Source organism: Bradyrhizobium sp. STM 3843, assembly GCF_000239815.1.
Lineage (GTDB): Bacteria > Pseudomonadota > Alphaproteobacteria > Rhizobiales > Xanthobacteraceae > Bradyrhizobium.
Genome location: NZ_CAFK01000257.1, coordinates 35,775 through 50,929 on the forward strand (window position 1 = coordinate 35,775; position 15,155 = coordinate 50,929).

At 63.2% G+C, this 15,155-nt stretch carries 11 protein-coding genes and 2 pseudogenes; 8 read left to right on the plus strand and 5 right to left on the minus strand.

The genetic code is table 11. From position 1 onward, the window contains the following. Positions 1–36 precede the first annotated feature (36 nt). The 6 genes and pseudogenes from BRAS3843_RS26505 to BRAS3843_RS26530 all read left to right on the plus strand — a co-directional run bounded on the left by BRAS3843_RS26505 (position 37) and on the right by BRAS3843_RS26530 (position 6,606). Positions 37–822 (plus strand): ABC transporter ATP-binding protein, encoded by a 786-nt coding sequence (locus BRAS3843_RS26505; protein WP_008972185.1) that lies wholly within the window; start codon positions 37–39, stop codon positions 820–822. Further along, positions 815–1,759, plus strand: coding sequence for an ABC transporter permease subunit (locus tag BRAS3843_RS26510; RefSeq protein ID WP_008972186.1), 945 nt, complete (start codon positions 815–817; stop codon positions 1,757–1,759). The genes BRAS3843_RS26505 and BRAS3843_RS26510 overlap by 8 nt, the downstream gene beginning before the upstream one ends. Continuing rightward, positions 1,756–2,733 (plus strand): ABC transporter permease, encoded by a 978-nt coding sequence (locus BRAS3843_RS26515; protein WP_008972187.1) that lies wholly within the window; start codon positions 1,756–1,758, stop codon positions 2,731–2,733. Before BRAS3843_RS26510 ends, BRAS3843_RS26515 begins: the two co-directional genes overlap by 4 nt. 44 nt (positions 2,734–2,777) lie before the next feature. Beyond that, positions 2,778–3,767: an ABC transporter substrate-binding protein gene (locus tag BRAS3843_RS26520; protein WP_008972188.1), complete on the plus strand. Its 990-nt coding sequence runs from the start codon at positions 2,778–2,780 to the stop codon at positions 3,765–3,767. Positions 3,768–3,876: 109 nt separating this feature from the next. Next, complete coding sequence (gene hydA, locus BRAS3843_RS26525; protein ID WP_008972189.1) at positions 3,877–5,334, plus strand: dihydropyrimidinase; 1,458 nt, start codon at positions 3,877–3,879, stop codon at positions 5,332–5,334. After that, positions 5,331–6,606: pseudogene (locus BRAS3843_RS26530) on the plus strand (Zn-dependent hydrolase). The gene hydA and the pseudogene BRAS3843_RS26530 overlap by 4 nt, the downstream one beginning before the upstream one ends. A 20-nt stretch (positions 6,607–6,626) precedes the next feature. On the opposite strand, the pseudogene BRAS3843_RS26535 reads toward BRAS3843_RS26530, so the two are convergent. Continuing rightward, positions 6,627–6,875: pseudogene (locus BRAS3843_RS26535) on the minus strand (efflux RND transporter permease subunit); the annotation flags it as partial. Positions 6,876–6,895: 20 nt separating this feature from the next. On the opposite strand from BRAS3843_RS26535, the gene BRAS3843_RS26540 reads away from it, so the two are divergent. Continuing rightward, positions 6,896–7,315, plus strand: a complete 420-nt coding sequence (locus tag BRAS3843_RS26540; RefSeq protein ID WP_008972193.1) for a response regulator — start codon at positions 6,896–6,898, stop codon at positions 7,313–7,315. Between the two features lie 604 nt (positions 7,316–7,919). Here BRAS3843_RS26540 and BRAS3843_RS26545 read toward each other — a convergent pair. Beyond that, positions 7,920–9,020: an AraC family transcriptional regulator ligand-binding domain-containing protein gene (locus BRAS3843_RS26545; protein WP_139024979.1), complete on the minus strand. Its 1,101-nt coding sequence runs from the start codon at positions 9,018–9,020 to the stop codon at positions 7,920–7,922. A 230-nt stretch (positions 9,021–9,250) separates the two neighbouring features. On the opposite strand from BRAS3843_RS26545, the gene BRAS3843_RS26550 reads away from it, so the two are divergent. Then, the gene (locus BRAS3843_RS26550; protein ID WP_139024980.1) at positions 9,251–12,769 is read left to right on the plus strand and encodes an AAA family ATPase; all 3,519 of its coding nucleotides are present in this window, start codon (positions 9,251–9,253) and stop codon (positions 12,767–12,769) included. 154 nt (positions 12,770–12,923) lie between these two features. On the opposite strand, the gene BRAS3843_RS26555 is transcribed toward BRAS3843_RS26550, so the two are convergent. From BRAS3843_RS26555 to BRAS3843_RS26565, 3 genes are read right to left on the minus strand one after another with little or no spacing between them, the layout of a single operon-like run. Continuing rightward, positions 12,924–13,340: a hypothetical protein gene (locus tag BRAS3843_RS26555; RefSeq protein ID WP_008972198.1), complete on the minus strand. Its 417-nt coding sequence runs from the start codon at positions 13,338–13,340 to the stop codon at positions 12,924–12,926. Positions 13,341–13,343: 3 nt separating this feature from the next. After that, on the minus strand, positions 13,344–14,078 hold the full coding sequence (locus BRAS3843_RS26560) for an SDR family oxidoreductase (RefSeq protein WP_008972199.1): 735 nt from the start codon (positions 14,076–14,078) through the stop codon (positions 13,344–13,346). A gap of 10 nt (positions 14,079–14,088) precedes the next feature. Then, complete coding sequence (locus BRAS3843_RS26565; protein ID WP_008972200.1) at positions 14,089–15,129, minus strand: LacI family DNA-binding transcriptional regulator; 1,041 nt, start codon at positions 15,127–15,129, stop codon at positions 14,089–14,091. Between the last annotated feature and the right edge of the window lie 26 nt (positions 15,130–15,155).

Here is a 15,155-nt window from a genome sequence, read left to right on the forward strand (position 1 = left end):
TGCGCGCGATCGAGCGGCACCAGGGAAGGGTGAGCGGTGAGCGCGCAGACGGCCATCGACATTCGCAATCTGTCGCTGACTTTCCAGACCGGCGACGGTCCGGTCTACGCGCTCGCCGATGCCAATCTCACAATCGCGAAGGGCGAGTTCGTCTCCTTCATCGGCCCGTCAGGCTGCGGCAAGACCACGCTCTTGCGCGTGATCGCCGATCTCGAGCAGCCGACATCCGGCAGCATCACCGTCAATGGCCTTGCGCCACATGAGGCGCGTCTGAAGCGCCAATATGGCTACGTGTTCCAGGCTCCGGCGCTGTATCCGTGGCGCACGGTCGAAGCCAATGTGATGCTGCCGCTCGAAGTGTTCGGCCTGCCGAAAGCCGAGCGCCGTGTGCGGGCGCGCAAGCATCTCGACATGGTCAGGCTGTCGGGCTTTGCCAAGAAATATCCGTGGCAGCTGTCCGGCGGCATGCAGCAGCGCGTCTCGATCGCGCGTGCGCTGTCGTTTGAACCTGAGCTGTTGCTGATGGACGAGCCGTTCGGCGCGCTGGACGAGATCGTGCGCGACCAGCTGAACGAGCAGCTCGTCAAGCTCTGGAACGAGACCCGCAAGACCGTCGTTTTCGTCACGCACTCAATTCCCGAGGCTGTGTTCCTGTCGTCGCGCATCGTGGTGATGTCGCCGCGCCCGGGCCGCATCATCGACGTGATCGATTGCGACTTCGGTGCCGAGCGCACGCTCGACATTCGCGAAAGCCCGGAGTTTCTCAAAGTGGCCCACCGTGTCAGGGAGGGGCTGCGCGCCGGCCACAGCTACGATGACTAGCGTCGCTCTGGGGTCACCGCGCGAAGCTTCGGCCTCCCACCGGACGTGGGACGGCCTGCGGCGCGGCAGACTGGTCCCGGTGTTGACGCTGACGGCGATCGTATTGGCGGTGTGGTATCTCGCCTGTCTGCCGATGAACCGCGACCTGCCGCAGCTCGCGCGTGTCGAGGGGTTCGCCAATCGCTACGAGGTGGCCTGGAGCCTGGAGAGGCCGGTGCTGCCGGCGCCGCACCAGATCATCGGCGAACTCTATGCCTCGACCATCGGGACGCGGCTGCTGCGCGAGACCGCCGGCGGCCTCGTGCTCAATCCGCGCAATCTTCTCACCCACGCCTGGGTGACAATCTCTGCGACTCTCGCAGGCTTCGTCATCGGCGTGCTGCTCGGCATCGCGCTAGCAGTCGCGGTCGTGCACGTCAATGCGCTGCGCCGCAGCCTGATGCCGTGGATCGTGGCCAGCCAGAGCATTCCGATCCTGGCGATCGCGCCGATCATCATCGTCGCGCTCGGCTCGATCGGCATCGTCGGCTTGCTGCCGAAGGCCGTGATCTCGGCCTATCTGTCGTTCTTCCCGGTTACCATCGGCATGGTCAAGGGCCTGACCTCGCCCGACGCGATGCTGCTCGACCTGATGCGCACCTACAACGCGTCCGCGACGCAGATCTTCGCCAAGCTGCGCCGGCCGGCCGCGGTGCCGCTGCTGTTCGCCAGCCTGAAAGTGTCGATCTCGATCAGCCTGGTCGGCGCCATCGTCGGCGAGCTGCCGACCGGCGCGCAGGCTGGCATTGGCGCGCGTCTGCTCTCGGGCTCCTATTACGGCCAGACCGTACAGATATGGTCGGCGCTGGTGATGGCCGCGCTCCTCGCTGCGCTCCTCGTGGCGCTCATCACGCTCGCCGAAAGGCTGACCTTGAAGGCAATGGGGACGCGGCCATGAGTGCCATCGCGTCAGCCGCAAGCGATCGCAAGCAGGCGATGTCACTGATGGCATTGCTCGCAGCCGGAAGCCTGCTCGCCACCCTTGCACTCATGCTCGCGCATCGCGGCGCATCGGGCTCGGTCGTGATCACACTCGCACTCGCGACCTGGGCCATCGCCTGGTTTGCCAACGTCATCTGGAGCCGCTCGGAAGGTCTGCCTTCGCTACTGACTCGGCTTGCCCCGGCCGCTGTGCCGCTGCTGTTCGGACTGACGCTATTGTTCCTGTGGGAAGTGATCTGCGTCGGCTTGAAGGTGCCGACCGTGCTGCTGCCGGCGCCGTCGCTGATTCTGGCGCGGCTGTTCGCGTCGCTGCCGACGCTCGGCGCCGACTTCGTACAGACCTTCGTCCGAGCGGCCGTTCCAGGCTGGCTGATCGGCTCAGCCGCCGGCTTTCTGGTCGCGCTCGCCTGCGACCGCTCGGACTTCCTGCGCCGTGGCCTGATCCCGATCGGCAACTTCGTCTCGGCGCTACCGATCATCGGCATCGCGCCGATCCTGGTGATGTGGTTCGGCTTCGACTGGCAGTCGAAGGCCGCCATGGTCGTCGTCATGACCTTCTTCCCGATGCTGGTGAACGCGGTCGCAGGCCTTGCCGCGGCCGGGCGGCTCGAGCGCGACCTCATGTACAGCTACGGCGCCTCCTGGCTGCAGACCCTCTTGGCGCTGCGGCTGCCGGCAGCGATGCCGTTCCTGTTCAATGCGCTGAAGATCAACGCGTCGCTCGCGCTGATCGGCGCGATCGTGGCGGAGTTCTTCGGCACGCCGACGCTCGGCATGGGATTTCGCATCTCGACCGAGGTCGGCCGCATGTCGCTCGACATGGTGTGGGCGACGATCGTGATCGCAGCCATCGCTGGCTCCGCCTTTTTCGGCGCGCTGGTGCTGCTCGAGAAACGGGTGACTTTCTGGCACCCGTCCAACCGGGGTTGAGACGAGGTTTGTTGGTTAGTGGTGTTGAACAGGGGAGACGACGGATGCTGAAGAGATTGATACTCGGCGCGGCGCTGCTGGTGGGAATTGCGGCTCCTGCGTCGGCCGATGACAAGGTGACCTTGCAGCTGAAATGGGTCACGCAGGCGCAGTTCGCCGGCTACTACGTCGCCAAGGACAAGGGGTTCTACAAGGCGGAAGGCCTCGACGTCACCATCAAGCCGGGCGGTCCCGACATCGCTCCGCCGCAGGTGATCGCCGGCGGTGGCGCCGATGTGATCATCGACTGGATGCCGGCCGCGCTCGCCGCGCGCGAGAAGGGCGTGCCGCTGGTCAACATCGCCCAGCCCTTCAAGCGCTCGGGCATGATGCTGACCTGCCGCAAGGACTCCGGCGTCGCGACCCCGGCCGATTTCAAGGACAAGACGCTCGGCGTCTGGTTCTTCGGCAACGAGTATCCGTTCATGGCCTGGATGGCCAAGCTTGGCTACAAGACCGACGGCTCGGCCGGAGGCGTCAAGGTGATCAAGCAGGGCTTCAACGTCGATCCCCTCATCCAGAAGCAGGCCGCCTGCGTCTCGACCATGACCTACAATGAATATTGGCAGGTGATCGACGCCGGGCTAAAGCCCGACGAGCTCGTGGTGTTCAACTACACCGACCAGGGCGTCTCGACCATGGAAGACGGGCTCTACGTGCTCGAGAGCAAGCTGTCGGACCCGGCCTTCACCGCCAAGATGGCGAAGTTCGTCAAGGCCACGATGAAGGGTTGGGAATTCGCGCGCAGCAATCCGGACGAGGCGGTCAAGATCGTGCTCGACAACGATGCGACCGGTGCCCAGATGGAGGCGCATCAGAAGCGTATGATGGGCGAGATCAACAAGCTCACCGCCGGCTCCAACGGCAAGCTCGATCCGGCCGATTTCGATCGCACCGTGACGACGCTGCTCGGTGCGGGCGGCGACCAGCCGGTCATCACCAAGAAGCCGGAGGGCGCCTGGTCCCACGCCGTGATCGACGCCGCTCTGAAGTAAACACGCGCCATCGCCAGCCATCTCGGCTGCAGCGCCTCACGGTGCTGCAGCCATCCACTCCTGATCACCAAGCTCGACACGACCACGCCATCCAGCCGGAGGAGCGCTCATGACCATTCTCATTCGCGGCGGCACCGTCATCAACCATGATCATTCCCGCCGCGCCGACGTCCTGATCGAGGACGGCAAGATCGCAGCAGTGGCCGAGAAGTTGTCGGCGCCGACAGACTGTGAGGTGATCGAGGCCGGCGGCTGCGACATTCTGCCAGGCGGCATCGACCCGCACACCCACATGGAGCTCATGTTCATGGGCACGGTGTCGGCGGACGATTTCGAATGGGGCACCAAGGCGGCGCTGTGCGGCGGCACTACGATGATCGTCGACTTCTGCATCCCCGCTCCGGGCGAGTCGATGCTCAAAGCCTATCAGGATTGGCGCCACAAGAGCGAGAAGGCGGCCTGCGACTATTCCTTCCACATGGCGGTGACGTCGTGGACGAAGGAGACCTATGACGACATGGAAGCCGTGGTGAAGACCTACGGCATCAACACTTTCAAGCATTTCATGGCCTATAAGGGTGCGCTGATGGTGAACGACGACGAGTTGTTCAACTCGTTCTCGCGCTGCGCCGCGCTCGGTGCCCTGCCGCTGGTGCATGCCGAGAACGGCGACGTCGTGTTCCGCCTGCAGGAGACCTTGATGGGCAAGGGCGCGACCGGACCTGAAAATCACGCCTATTCGCGGCCGCCCGAGGTCGAGGGCGAAGCCACCAACCGCGCGATCATGATCGCCGACATGGCGGGCTCGCCGCTCTATGTGGTCCACACCTCCTGCCGCGAGGCGCATGAGGCGATCGCCCGCGCCCGCGCCTCCGGCAAGCGCGTCTATGGCGAGCCGCTGATCCAGCACCTCGTGCTCGACGAGGACGAATACCGCAATCCCGATTGGGACTACGCGGCGGCGCGCGTGATGTCGCCGCCGTTCCGGCCGCGGAAGCATCAGGACTCGCTGTGGGCCGGGCTGCAGTCCGGCTCGCTGCAGGTGGTCGCGACCGACCACTGCTCGTTCACGCGCGAGCAGAAGCAGCTCGGCCTGAACGATTTCCGCATGATCCCGAACGGCACGGGTGGCGTCGAGGACCGGCTGCCGGTGCTGTGGACCAAGGGCGTCAACACGGGACGGCTGACGAAAGAGGAGTTCGTAGCAGTCACCTCGGCCAACATCGCACGCATCCTCAACATCTATCCGCGCAAGGGCGCGGTCGCGGTGGGCTCGGACGCCGATCTCGTGATCTGGGATCCGGCCAAAAGCAAGACCATCTCGGCCAAGACCCAGACCAGCCGCATCGATTACAACGTGTTCGAAGGCATCGCCTGCACCGGCGCGCCGCGCATCACGCTCTCGGGTGGCCGCATCGCCTGGCAGGACGGCGAGCTGCGCGCCGAGAACGGCGACGGGCAATTCATCGCCCGGCCGCCATTCCCCGCGTCGCATGTCGCCAACAGCACCTGGAAGGAATTCTCGGCGCCCAGGCCGGTGTCGCGCAGCATGCTGGTGGTGCCATGAGCGAGACCGTGACAACTCCGGCCAAGGGCGACCGCACCAATCTGTCGATCGATCCGCAGCGGCTGTGGGACAGCCTGATGGAAACGGCGCGGTTCGGCGGCACGGCGAAAGGCGGCATCTGCCGGCTCACGCTGTCCGATGACGACCGCAAGGTCCGTGACTGGTTGAAGCGCGCCTGCGAGGCGATCGGCTGCACGGTCACCGTCGATGATTGCGGCAACATGTTCGCGCGCCGTCCCGGCAAGCGCACCGACCTGCCGCCGATCTGCATGGGTTCGCACCTCGATACGCAACCCACCGGCGGCAAGTTCGACGGTGTGCTGGGCGTGCTCGGTGCGTTTGGAAGTGATGCGCACCTTGCACGCGACAGGCTACGAGACCAACGCGCCGCTCGAGATCATCAACTGGACCAACGAGGAGGGCTCGCGCTTCGCGCCGGCGATGCTGGCCTCTGGCGTGTTCGCCGGCGCCTTCACGCGTGAGTTCGCCTATTCGCGCCGCGACCGCGACGGCAAGGCGTTCGAGGCCGAGCTGACCCGTATCGGCTACAAGGGGAGCGAGCCGGTGGGACAGCGCAAGATCGGCGCGATGTTCGAGCTGCACATCGAGCAGGGGCCGATCCTGGAAGCGGAAGGCAAGACCATCGGGGTCGTCACCGGCGTGCAGGGCATGCGCTGGTACGAGGTCACAGTGGCTGGTCAGGCTGCGCACACCGGCGCGACGCCGATGCATCTGCGCAAGAACGCGCTGCTCGGCGCGTCGCGCATGGTCGAGCAGATCCACGCGATCGCGATCAAGCATTCACCCGATGCCGTCGGCACCGTGGGGCTGATGGAGGTGCGGCCCAACTCGCGCAACGTGGTGCCGGGCGAGGTGTTCTTCTGCGTCGACTTCCGGCATCCCGATGAAGCTGTGCTGGAGACGATGGAGCAGGAGTTCCGCGCTGCGCTGAAGGACACGATCGAGCCGCTCGGGCTGACCTATGAAGAGAAGCGCATCTGGGACAGTCCGGCGGTGCGCTTCGATACGGAGATGATTGGCTGCGTGCGCGGCGGCGCCGAGAAGGCCGGCTATCTCACCCGCGACATGGTGTCCGGCGCGGGCCGCGACGCCGCCTATATCGCGCGCGTCGCACCGACCACCATGATCTTCGTTCCCTGCGCCGGCGGCGTCAGCCACAACGAATCCGAATCCACCTCGTTTGACGAGTGCGGCAGCGGCGCGCAGGTGCTGCTTGAAGCCGTGCTCGCCTATGACCGGCGCTTCGGTTGAGGACGAGTCCCAGCTCTCGATCAGCGAATGGCAGCGGCGCCTGTATTGCGCCCCGTCCGCGCATTGTGGACGAACCGGCCGAAACGCAAGGCGAGTGTCGGTAGCACCAGCAGGTTCAGCGCCATCGACGTCGACAGACCGCCGAGGATGACGACGGCCATGGGGCGGCCCTCGATGTCCCGGCCAGGCTCGCCCGCGCCGAGCGCGAGCGGCAGCAGCCCGAGGTTGGTCAGGAGCGAGGTCATGAGGATCGGCAACAGACGGTCGGCGGGGCCGCCCAGCATGTCCGGTGGCGACTGCTGCTGGATGTCGATCGCGCCCCCAAGACCTCGCCGAGTCCGCCGCCCCGCAGGGCGGGGGCGAGTCGATCCTGGTTGTCGAGGATGATCCGTTGGTCCGCCGCAACGTCGTCGTTCAACTCGAGAGTCTCGGGTACACGGTGATCGCGGCCGGCAATGCCGTTGAAGCGCTGGAATTGGCGGATCGGGGTGTTCCATTCGATCTCCTGTTCACGGACGTGATCATGCCTGGCGGCCTGAACGGACGGCAACTTGTCACCGAAATTCTCAAGCGTCGGCCCGGCGTTCCCGTCCTCTACACATCGGGATATCCGCGGAACACCATCATTCACCAGGGTCGGCTCAATCCGGACGTTGCCGTTCTCAGCAAGCCGTACCGGAAATCGGATCTTGCGCGGATGATCCGCTAAGTCATCGCGGCGCGCACAGATGCGTAGGCGGCTGCGAACTGGTGCGCCTGACGCAGGGCGTGAAAAGCACCTAGAGGCGGAAAATGCACGCTGAACCTAGCCCATGCCCGTAGTATTGAAATCGCAACAAATGCGACTGCCGCTCCGAGCGCACCAAGGGGGCATAAGTCATTGATCCGAAGAAGATTCGCCAAGACTTATTCCCACATTGTTACCCGCGGCGAACGTTAGCGAGCAGATTTCCTTTTGCCTCGTGTGTCGTGCTCTTTCTTGCACTGTCGCAAGTTTGTTTGGACGACGCGCCCGCGTCTGAAAACCTCTATCTGCTCAGTTGGGGCCAAGGGCTTAGCCCAGCGTAGACATCGGCGGGTCGGAATTCTTGCGGTGGTTCCAGGTTTGATTAGCAAAGGCTCTACCGCCAGACATTGAGGCCTGCCGGCGTCATGCCGGCACCTCCGAGCGCGCCAAACCAACTTTGAAGCTTTGAAATCTCACTAAATTCCGAGTTGTTGGCCGCGGAATCCAACTGCTCCGTTCGGGCGCCCGGTGAGGCCATTTCCGAATCAAGGTAATGCAGTGATCAGCCCGAGTGCAGCGTCGCCGATTACCATTCCGTTCCTTGCCGACCATCCTTTTTGAAACGCGCCGGCGGTCTGTTCGCTTTGCGACGACGGCACTCGGATGATCGGAATTGCCTTGGGGTCGTTCCAGTCCACCGCCTGAATGCATTTGTCAAAGAACTAGTTTCCCGATAGCCCAGCAGCCACGCTATTTCGGAAACCGGCAACTCGTGGTCGCTCAAATATCGTTTGGCGAGAGCGGCCCTCAGTTTTTCTAGCATATCCGCGTAGGTAACGTCCTCGTCACGAAGTTTCCGCGATAGCGTTCGAGAACTCATACCAAGCTGGCGCGCGACTTCCGACGCATTGGCTCTGCCGTGAGGAAGGAGCTGCACTATTATTCGCTCCACGTTTGAACGAATGCTCGCGCGCTCTTTTGGCCGGGAAGCAAGGGCTTCGTCCGCGTATCGTCGCAGCAACTTGTTTAGATAATTGTCGCGTCCCACAATCGGAAGCGATGCCGCGGATAGCGGAAAGGTGATCTCGTCAGCATCAGCGCCAAATTCAACATCAGCCCCAAAAAAGATTTTGAATTCCACCGGCGGCTCATCGCGAAAATGCCTGACTCTCAATTTGTGTGGGGTCAGCGTGTTGTCTGTCATCTGTCGGCAGATTCGCACCAGCGTAACCAGCCAGAACTCAAAGTGATGCCGGTCCGACGATCGGTCAACACTTATGTAATCGAGACCGATGGTCGCCGTTCGACCCAAGCTGAAACGCAGGCGCACACCTTCATTGTTGATTTTGCTGTAGCGCTCGCAGTTGCGGAGAGCATCCGCAAGATCCGCAGAGGACGCCATCACATAGTAAACCAGACCGAGCTCGCGCAGGTCGAAGTCATGTGCCAGGTGAAATCCGAAGAATTCGTCCTGAAGCTCACGGGCGGCTATTTCCAGAACTTTGATCTCGGTGCGCACCTCAAGCCGAGTACCCGGGTCATCGGCCTCCTGGACGGTCAGTCCGGCGCCCGACATCACGGGCCTGGGGTCTTTGCCTAACTTGCGCAGCTGGGCCAATGCTAGGCGAGCGATCCCTCCAGTGGCGCTCGGTATCCTGCCGAAACTTCTGGGTGTGACGGGGTGCATGTCTCCCAACCGGTCCAATCAGGGCTACGACGCCAAAAGCCAAAATCATTGGCTCGCAATCACAAGATTTTCTCTTTAGCGCGTCCTAAAAATCACCCTGATTTTTTCCGGGCCGGTTTGCGCCCTATTGATTTGGGTCAAGAAAGCCCGAAAACGCTGATAGGCCAATTGCCAATCCACGCTCCTGAAGATGCTGGCTATTGTCTGCGGCAGCAGGACGGCGAACATGATTGTTAATCAAGAGATGGCGGCTGCGGCGCGCCAAGTCGACCGCTCAGGATTCGGGAATCTGCCTGCAAATCCCGAACTTGAATGTACGGGCGCTTGCATCCACGACCTCGCGCGACGGGAGGCGTAACGCAATGCCGTCGATCAGAGAGTGGCTAGCTTCGCTCGGACAGTCCGAGTATGCGGACCGCTTTGCAGAACACCGTATTGACTTTTCGATCCTTCAGGACCTCACGGACAAGGATCTCAAGCAGGATCTTGGCATCATACCTCTTGGAGATCGCCGGAAATTGCTCCGAGCGATTGCCGAACTTGCCGGAGCCGCCCCCATCACACCAAAACATGCGCCTGGGTCAGAACCGGGCCAGCGGGACGAAGCCGAGCGCCGGCAAGTCACGGTGATGTTCGCTGATCTGGTCGGTTCGACCGCGCTCGCCGCCGGCATGGATCCCGAGGATTTGCGAGAGGTCATTTCGGCTTACCAGAAATGCGTCGCCGACGCCGTGCACCACTTCGGCGGGTTCGTCGCCCGATGTGTGGGGGATGGTGTCCTCGTGTACTTCGGTTATCCGTACGCCCATGAGGACGACGCCGAGCGTGCTGTGCGGGCTGGGCTTGATCTGGTTACGGTCGTTGCGGGCCTCAGGACGCCTGCGCGTCAGCAAGTCCGGGTCGGCATTGCGACCGGAGTGGTTGTTGTCGGGCACCTGATCCCATCGGGTGAGGCGGAGGAGCGGGGCATGGTAGGCGAGACGCCGAATCTTGCGGCGCGCCTGCAAAGCATCGCCGAACCGGACACGGTCGTCATCGCCGAAAGCACGCGAAGGCTTCTCGGCAGTTTCTTTCAGCTCGATGACCTCGGGATAAGGAGCCTCAAAGGTATCGCCGGGCCGGTGCGGGCGTGGGCGGTGTTGCGGGCGAGTTCCGTGACAAGCCGCTTCGAGGCCCTGCACGCGACTGGCTTGACCGCCCTCGTCGGACGCGAACAAGAAATTGAATTGCTACGGCGGTGCTTCTTCAAGGCAACGGACGGCGAAGGCCAAGTCGTACTACTCTCTGGCGAAGCCGGTATCGGGAAATCACGACTCATGAGCGCGTTTGCGGGACTTCTTGCTGGCGAGCCCCACATACGCCTGCGCTTTTCCTGCTCCCCACAACACGCTGACAGCCCGCTTTACCCGATCATGGACCAGATCGAACGTGCCGCCGGACTGGCGCGCGAGGACACCCCGAGCACGAAACTCGATAAACTCGATGGATTACTCAAACAGACCTCGACATCGACGCAAGACGCCGCACTCTTTGCCGTAATGCTATCGCTCCCACACGACCCACGCTTTCCCGTGGTCGAGCTCACTCCGCAGCAGCGCCGGCAAGGAACGCTGCAAGCACTCACCCGGCAAGTGGAGGCTTTGGCCCGCTCCTGTCCGGTGCTGATGGTTTTCGAGGATGCGCATTGGGCCGACCCCACCAGCCTGGAATTGCTGGGTCGGGTGGTAGACCGGATTGAAGCACTAAACGTGTTGTTGATCGTAACCTTCCGGCCGGAATTCAAGCCCGGCTGGGTAGGTAAGCCGCACGTGACCTCCCTCAGTCTCAATCGGCTGGCGCGCCCCGAGGTCGGCGCCATTATCGACCACATCGTCGGAAACAAGGCGCTGCCGGTGGACATACGGCAGGAAATCATCGAGCGCACGGACGGCATCCCCCTGTTCGTGGAAGAGATGACGAAGGCGGTATTGGAAGCGGAGAGCGAAAGCGAAGCACGGCGGACCGCCGCCCTGGTTCCTTCGCCGGCATTGGCGGTCCCCGCAAGCCTGTACGCATCCTTGATGGCACGGCTCGACCGGCTCGGCCCCGCCAAGGAGTTGGCGCAGATCGGGGCGGCGATTGGACGCGAGTTCTCCCATCCCCTGCTGGCGGCGGTCGCGCACAAGCCGGAGGCGGAACTGCAAGCGGCGCTTGAGCGTCTCATTTCGGCTGGTTTGCTACTCCGGCGCGGTGGCGTGCCGTACCCAACCTACTATTTCAAACATGTGCTGGTACGGGACGCGGCTTACAGCACGCTGCTGCGCGAGCCAAGATATGCGCTCCATGCCAGAATCGCCGAGACCCTCGAAAGTCACTTCACCGATATCTCCGAGAATCGACCCGAGCTGATTGCCCATCATTACCGCGAGGCGGGCGATGTGGCAAAGGCGGTTGCCTATTTGTCCGCCGCCGGGGACCGCGCGCTGTCGGACTCGGCGTTGAAGGAGGCGTACGAGCACATCACTCAGGCTCTGCAGCTGATTTCCGCATTGCCCGACAATGACATCCGACGGCGTGGGGAGTTGAAGCTGCAGACTGCGCTCGCCCGAACGCTGCAAGAACAGAAGGGCTACGCCGACCGACAAGTGGGTGAGGCCTACATCAAGGCGAGCGAGTTCTCGAAACGCTTGGGCGATGCAGGAATGCATCTCGCGGCGCTCTATGGGCTCTGGGCGTATCATTACCTCAGTGGCCAACCCGCCGCGATGCTGGAGCAGGCCAATGAATTCCTGGCCTTCGCCGAACGCGAAGGCGAAACGGGCCCGATCATGGTCGGGTACCGACTGGTCGGAACTTCCCGTCTGATCAACGGATACATCGCGGGCGCGAGCGACGCACTGTATCAGGCGCTCGTGCGCTACGATCCCGACATGCACGACGCCGCCTCGCCGGTCGGGCGAAGCCTACGCGCGCGCTTCGGCCACGATGTGGGCGTGACGATGTACTCGTATCGATCATGGGCGCTTTGGCTCTCCGGCCAGCCCGCGGACGCGGAGAAGGCTGCGGAAAGTGAGTTGGAACGAGGTCAGGCGCTGGAGCGCGACGATCAGTCACGTCTCTATGCGCTATGGCATGCCGGGATCACCTACGTGCTGCTGCGCAATGTGGACAAGGCGGCAGAGATCGGAAGTAAACTGACCGAACTCGCCAATGATCGCCAGCTTCGGTATTGGCAGGCACTCGCCGACTTTTTGTGCGGCTGGTGCGCCATGCGCGCAGGCCGAGCGGGAGATGCGGTCGGGCTGCTGCAAGAGGGGCTGCAGCTTTGGGCGCAAACGGGCTCACGGATATTTCGCCCGATTTGCCTGGCGTTCCTCGCCGAGGCCTATGCCGCAGACAAGCCGGACCTGGCTCATCGCACGTTCGAGGAGGCGCTTCGGACTGCGAGCGAAACTGGCGAGCGATGGGCTCAACCGGAAATTCATCGCTTATTCGCCGATCTCCTTATCCGCGGTGGATCGAGCGCCGAGGCGGTCGCCCATTACGAACAGGCGATCGCCGTCGCCCGCGAGCAGGGATCGCGATCGTTCGAACTGCGCGCGACAACGAGCCTCGCTCGTGTCTTGTCCGATCAGGGTCGGCACGCGGAGGCATATGATCGCCTGCTGAACATCTATCGGTTCTTTGACGCAGGGCGGGATGCGGCGGACTTGGTCGATGCGAAGGCCCTGCTCGATGGGTTGTCGTCCTCGCCGCAGCCCGGGCAATAACGTGCTAGCTGCTGAAAAGCACCCTAGGGGGGAAATGCAATTCGCGGACTTGCCTTGCTCTCCGAGGCATTGAAAGTCCAAACACTTCCCCGCCCTCCGAGCGCACCATTTCCTCACGTTTACCATTGAAATCCCTCAACTTTTTTTCCGGAAATTACTGATCGGTATTACTGCTCCGTTCCGGTCCGCCGACGAACACCTGCTCGCCAATGACCCCGGCAGCGCGTGCTGCCCGCAGACTCACGGCGAAGTCAGGATGGATCGGCACCGACGCGACGGTGCGGCCCTGTCTCTTCTCAGCGGCGATCTGGAAAGCCATCTGCTTGATTATCTTCATCAGGTGCGGCGGTCCGAACCGGGAGGCGCCGCCGACACGCAACATCGTGTGCGCGAGAATATCGATCATAAGGCGCGCCTCGGTGCCGAGGGGCCAGCGATCCCGATAGGCCGCCAAGTCCTGATCGGTCCATGGGATCCAGCCGCCGCTCTCCCGGCTTGCTCGCGCCTTAGCCGATTTCAGGCCGATTGTCGGATCATCATCCTCGTCGAGAATATCGCGTTCTGAATCCATGGCTCATCCGGCGAGAAACCCGCCATCCACGGCAACGACGGTGCCGGTCGCATATTGCGAGGCCGGCATGCAAAGGAAGGCGACCGCGCCGGCAATATCCTCCGGCTGTCCCCAGCGCTTGAAGGCGGTGCGGTCGGCGATGCGCTGATAATGCGCCAAGTCGGTGCGGCCGGCGGCGTTGATCGCGGTCTCGATATAGCCGGGCGCAACCGCGTTGACGCGGATGCCTTCCTCGGCCCATTTCAAGGCTAGCGCCTTGGTCAGCATCACGACGCCGCCCTTGCTGGCGCAATAGGCCGGAATGCGCGGCAGCGCCAAGGTCGCATTCATCGAGGCGATGTTGACGATCGAACCTTTGGCCTCCGCGAGCAGTGCGTGGAACGCCATGCAGGTGCGGAATGTCCCGGTGAGATTGACGTCGATCACCTTCACGAATGTCTCGATCTCGAATTCCTTGTCGCGCGCGAGAATGCCGGCACAGTTGACCAGCGCATCGACGCGCTTGTGAGTCCCGGCGAAGGACGTCACGGCCGCATCGTCGGTGACATCGAGCGTCACCAGCGTGAGGCCCGCGCGCGGCTGGAGCAGCGTGCGGGTAAGATCGGCTTCGTTGGCGCCGGTTGCAGTGACCGTCGCGCCGAGATCGCAAAACTGGTTGCTGATCGCAGCGCCGATGTCGCCGGCGCCGCCTATCACTACGGCATGAAAGCCGGGCGCGAGAGAAAAATTCGAACTCATGGGGAGGATCTCACTTCAGGGATTTCGGAGGCGGGGCCGTCGACTCGCGAACCACCAGCGAGAAGTCGATCTCGCGATGCATGATGGTCTGCTCGCCGGCCAGGCTGCGCACCAGATATTCGCCGGCGCGCTGCCAGGTTTCTCCGGTCGGCACGTGGATCGTGGTCAGGCTCGGCCGCAAATGCCGGCTCCAGTCGAGATCGTCGAAGCCGACGACGGAAAGGTCGCGGGGCACGGAGAAGCCGTCGCGCTCCGCCTCGAGCAGCACGCCATAGGCGATGACGTCGTTGCCGCACACCACGGCCGTCGGGCGGTCCTTGAGGTTGAGGAGATAGCGCGCCGCCTCACGCGCGTCGTCCAGCGTATAGGGCACCTCGACATGCCATTGCGGGGGAAGCTCGATACCGCTTTCCGCCAAGGCGCGGCGAAATCCCGCGACGCGCGCGCTGGCGCGGTCGTTGTTGCGCTGGAGCGCAGAGACGATCCCGATGCGGCGATGGCCGAGCTCGATGACGTGCGCGGCCGCGCGATGGGCGGCGGCTTCGTTGTCGGTGCCGACGCAAGGGTAGGGCCGGTCAGGCTGGTAGATGCCGACATTGATGAACGGCACCGAATTGTCCGCGAGCAGCTTTCGCAGTCCGTCATGGTGGCAATCGCCGCGCAACACGAGGCCGTCGACACCGCGGCTGACCAGATTGCGCGCCTGCTGCAATTCGACGTCGAGATCATAACCGCTCGTGGTGAGGAACAGCATGTATCCGACCGAGGACAGATACTGCTGCAGCGAGGCGATGCCGCGCGCGAACATCGTGTTGTCGATCGTCGGCACGATCGCGCCGAGGGTGCGCGAACGCCTTGAAGACAGGATGCGCGCCGGTGCGTGCGGGATGTAGCCGAGCGCGTCGATGGCCTGGTCGATGCGCGCACGTAAGGAGGGGCTCACCGCATCGGGATTGTTGAGGGCGCGCGAGACCGACGCGGTCGAAACGCCGGCCCGGGCCGCCACGGCGCGGATGCCCTGTTTCGCAGATTTGGCGTTGGTCAGTCTCATGGATGTAACGTTACATGGTGCAGTGC

Excerpts from the sequence above, each read along its gene's own strand:
- BRAS3843_RS26510 (WP_008972186.1), top strand. The coding sequence starts at position 815 with ATGACTAGCGTCGCTCTGGGGTCACCGCGCGAAGCTTCGGCCTCCCAC.
- BRAS3843_RS26515 (WP_008972187.1), top strand. The coding sequence starts at position 1,756 with ATGAGTGCCATCGCGTCAGCCGCAAGCGATCGCAAGCAGGCGATGTCA.
- BRAS3843_RS26520 (WP_008972188.1), top strand. The coding sequence starts at position 2,778 with ATGCTGAAGAGATTGATACTCGGCGCGGCGCTGCTGGTGGGAATTGCG.
- hydA (WP_008972189.1), top strand. The coding sequence starts at position 3,877 with ATGACCATTCTCATTCGCGGCGGCACCGTCATCAACCATGATCATTCC.
- BRAS3843_RS26545 (WP_139024979.1), bottom strand. The coding sequence starts at position 9,020 with ATGCACCCCGTCACACCCAGAAGTTTCGGCAGGATACCGAGCGCCACT.
- BRAS3843_RS26555 (WP_008972198.1), bottom strand. The coding sequence starts at position 13,340 with ATGGATTCAGAACGCGATATTCTCGACGAGGATGATGATCCGACAATC.
- BRAS3843_RS26560 (WP_008972199.1), bottom strand. The coding sequence starts at position 14,078 with ATGAGTTCGAATTTTTCTCTCGCGCCCGGCTTTCATGCCGTAGTGATA.
- BRAS3843_RS26565 (WP_008972200.1), bottom strand. The coding sequence starts at position 15,129 with ATGAGACTGACCAACGCCAAATCTGCGAAACAGGGCATCCGCGCCGTG.